Genomic DNA, 3,510 nt, shown 5'->3' on the forward strand with positions numbered 1-3,510 from the left:
GTCTTCGTCTACATCGACCAAACACTCAAGCTGCAGAGCGGCTGCATCGTCGGCATCGGAAGCGGTCTTGAACGTCTGGCCATCAAGGATCTTGTGAAAGCGCGGTGCGCCCATGCCATCGAGTGCCTTGACGGCAACGGCGGCGCTGTAGCCCCCTTCACCCGGTACTACGGCGGAAACGGCTTCGTGGTGGGCAAATTGTTTACGTGCCATGTTGCAGGTCCTGGCCAATGGAAAGTCGGCCATTCTAGACCTTCAGCCGGCGAGTTGCAGGTACTCGCCGTAGGCTTTCACGGCAGATGCATCGGTAAAGGTCTGGAAGTCCATGCTGCGGACCACCATGTCGTTCAACAGCTCGGTAAAGATCATCAGGGCCGGCGAATTGAAGTAGGCGCTCATCGCCTGCTCGCTGCTCCAGAAACCCGAGACCAACCACACATCGGGATCGACCTGGGAATGCTGCAAAGAGAATTGCAGGCAACCCTGAGCCTGACGGCCCGGTTCGATCAAACTGCTCAAGCGTGCACCGAGTTCGGTGCTGTACCCGGTACGGGCACGGATAAAGGCCATATGGCTCGCGGGAATGGGGGTGGACATGTTCGACTCTCCCGTTGAGAAGTGATGCTCGGCAAACACTGTGAGGGCGTGCTGCCACAGGATCAAAGATAACGGCGCGGGTGCCGATGCGGTTAGTCGATTCCTGCAGGCTTATTGCACAATCCTGCGAGAAGCGTAGGCAGTACGTTTGGCCGGCAGCACTTATTACACGCAGCCACTCAGTGTTTCAGGGAGATGACAGGCCCTGTACTTGCCTGATTCACGATGTATCGCAGGATCAGGCAAGGATTGTGCAGAATCGACGTAACACTTTTTCAAAAGCCACCGCTAAGCTGAGCCCATCAAAGAAGCGTGTAGAGGTCATTCCATGCCGTCGCCTGAACATCCGTTGATTCCCCTTGATGCCGAGATGGAAAAGCAGCGCGCCGAACTGGCCAGCATCGTGCAACGCCATACTTGGGAAGATGGTTCCTACGGCACGGCAATCACGTCGCTGTACCTGAACCGCCACAACACACCGCGCGACTTCATGCCGGTGCTGGTGGAACCGGCCTTGTGCATCCTCGCCAGTGGCAGCAAGGAAGTGCGCCTGGCCGACGAGATCTTTGCCTACGACCCACTCAACTACCTGGTGTTCTCGGTCGCCATGCCCGTGGCCGGGCGGATCATCGATGCCACACCGCAAGACCCCAACCTGTCGGTGCGTATCAACATCGACCCGGCGCAGCTCACCGCCCTGATCGCCGAAGCCGGGCCGATGGGCGTGCCCTCGCGTCCGACATCCCGTGGCATGTACGTCGACCGCATCGACAGCCAACTGCTCGACGCCGTGCTGCGCCTGGCGCGCCTGTTGGACTCGCCCAAAGACATCGCCATGCTTGCGCCGTTGATCAACCGCGAGATCCTCTACCGGTTGTTGCGCGGTCCACAGGGCTATCGGCTGTATGAAATCGCCGTGGCCAACAGTCAGAGCCATCGTGTCAGCCAGGCAATCACCTGGCTGAACGGCAACTACGAACAACCGTTGCGCATCGATGACCTGGCCAAGGAAGTGAACCTCAGCGTTTCGACCTTGCACCATCGCTTCAAGGCGATCACCGCCATGAGCCCGCTGCAATATCAGAAGCAGTTGCGCTTGCAGGAGGCGCGACGGTTGATGATCGCCGAGGGACTGGAGGCGTCGGCGGCCGGATATCGAGTGGGGTATGAAAGCCCGTCGCAGTTCAGCCGGGAGTACAGCCGGTTGTTTGGGGCACCGCCCCTGAGAGATCTGGCCAGACTGCGTCAAAGCATCTGACCCACCGGTGATCAACATGTGGGAGGGAGCTTGCTCCCGATGACGGTGGGTCAGATACAGATAAGCTGACTGACACACCGTCATCGGGGGCAAGCCCCCTCCCACATTTGCCCTGCAGTGTTCTTTAGTCCAGAGTTCGGGGCAGTTGCAAAGTCACCCGCAACCCACCCTCACGCAAATTCTGCAAACTCACCTCGCCCCCATGGCTGTGGGCAATATTTCGCGCAATTCCCAACCCCAGGCCGTAACCCTGCTGCTGCCCGGCCAGGCGAAAGTGCGGCTCGAAGACTTGTTCCAGACGCTGCTCAGGCACACCGGGGCCTTCGTCGTCGACGTGCAGGATGAACTCCGCGCCATCGTCCTCGATATGCAAATGGGCGTTCTGTCCGTACTTCAATGCATTGTCGATCAGGTTGCCGATGCAACGCTTGAGCGCCAACGGTTTACCTGGGTACGGCGCAAGGGCGCGGCCGTCCTGGGTGATACGACCATTACCGTTGGGCGCCAGGTACGGCTCGACCAGGCAATCGAGCACGTGGTTCAAATCCACCGGTTCGATGTTTTCGTGAATGTCGGTGTCTTTCACACATTGCAGTGCACCTTTTACCAGCAGCTCCAACTCATCCAGGTCACGACCGAACTTGGTTTGCAGGTTCTCGTCTTCCAGCAGTTCCACGCGCAAGCGCAAGCGGGTGATCGGCGTGCGCAGGTCATGGGAAATCGCGCTGAACAATTGGCTGCGTTCAGTCAGGTAACGGCTGATGCGTTCACGCATGGTATTGAACGCACGCCCCACTTCCACCACTTCACTGCCACCGCCTTCGGCCACCGGCTCTACATCGGCGCCCAGGGACATGTCCCGTGCCGCCCGCGCCAGGCGCTTGAGCGGCCGGCTCTGCCAGTGCACCAGCAGACCGATGAACAGCAACAGAAAGCCGCTGGTCAGTACAATAAACCACACTTGCTGGGCTGGCAGACCCTGCTCTTCCAGGCTGGTATAGGGCTCGGGCAACAGCGAGGCGATGTACAGCCATTCGCCGGGCGCGAGCTGGATCTGGGTCACCAGCACCGGCGGGTTTACCGGTTCCAAGGTCAGCGCGTAGTGCGCCCAGGAGCGCGGCAATTCATCGAGCTTCAAGCCGGCGTTGAAAATCCGCAGGTCTTCGGCGCTGACGAACTCGACCGAGATATGCACATCGGCACCCAGGGTCTGGCGCAGCACTTCATCTACCGCCTCAAGGACCGCTTGTTTGCGCGGGGTCTGCGGCAGTATCGCCATGTCCAATGGCCGATCATTGAGGGTCACCACGAAACGGGTGCCGCCCATGCTACGCAGTTGATCGAGCACCAACGGGCGATAGGCCACCGGCAACGAACGGAAGTAACTCACACTGGCGGTCATCGAGTGCGCCAGGCTGCGAGCGCTGGTGACCAGGCCTTCGAGCTGGGTGGCGCGCAATTGCGAGACCCAGATCACGCTGGACAGTGCCTGGGCAAACAGCACAGCGAGCAGGGTCAGCAGCAGCATGCGCCCCAGCAACGAACGTGGCACCGGGAAGCGGGCGCGGCGTTCGCTCAAAGGGTCAATGGGCATTGCCGGCAACCACGCTGGCTGCCAGTTGATAACCGCTGCCGCGCACGGTGCGGATCAGCCT

The 3,510-nt window shown here is 60.1% G+C and carries 4 protein-coding genes; 1 reads left to right on the forward strand and 3 read right to left on the reverse strand.

The genetic code is table 11. The annotated features are described in order from the left end of the window. Positions 1-213, reverse strand: a 213-nt coding sequence (locus tag ACRESD_RS12600; RefSeq protein ID WP_431751191.1) for a hypothetical protein, incomplete at its 3' end; no start/stop codon positions are given. 42 nt (positions 214-255) lie between these two features. Then, entirely contained in the window at positions 256-597 is a 342-nt protein-coding gene (locus ACRESD_RS12605) for an antibiotic biosynthesis monooxygenase family protein (RefSeq protein WP_431751192.1), read from the reverse strand. Between the two features lie 328 nt (positions 598-925). Here ACRESD_RS12605 and ACRESD_RS12610 point away from each other — a divergent pair, with 328 nt between their 5' ends. After that, entirely contained in the window at positions 926-1,855 is a 930-nt protein-coding gene (locus tag ACRESD_RS12610) for an AraC family transcriptional regulator (protein WP_431751193.1), read from the forward strand. Between the two features lie 124 nt (positions 1,856-1,979). Here the strand turns inward: ACRESD_RS12610 and ACRESD_RS12615 are convergent, their stop codons facing one another. Beyond that, positions 1,980-3,407 (reverse strand): ATP-binding protein, encoded by a 1,428-nt coding sequence (locus ACRESD_RS12615; protein ID WP_431751194.1) that lies wholly within the window; start codon positions 3,405-3,407, stop codon positions 1,980-1,982. Positions 3,408-3,510: the final 103 nt, after the last annotated feature.

This window comes from Pseudomonas sp. (assembly GCF_050739995.1).
Taxonomy (GTDB): domain Bacteria; phylum Pseudomonadota; class Gammaproteobacteria; order Pseudomonadales; family Pseudomonadaceae; genus Aquipseudomonas.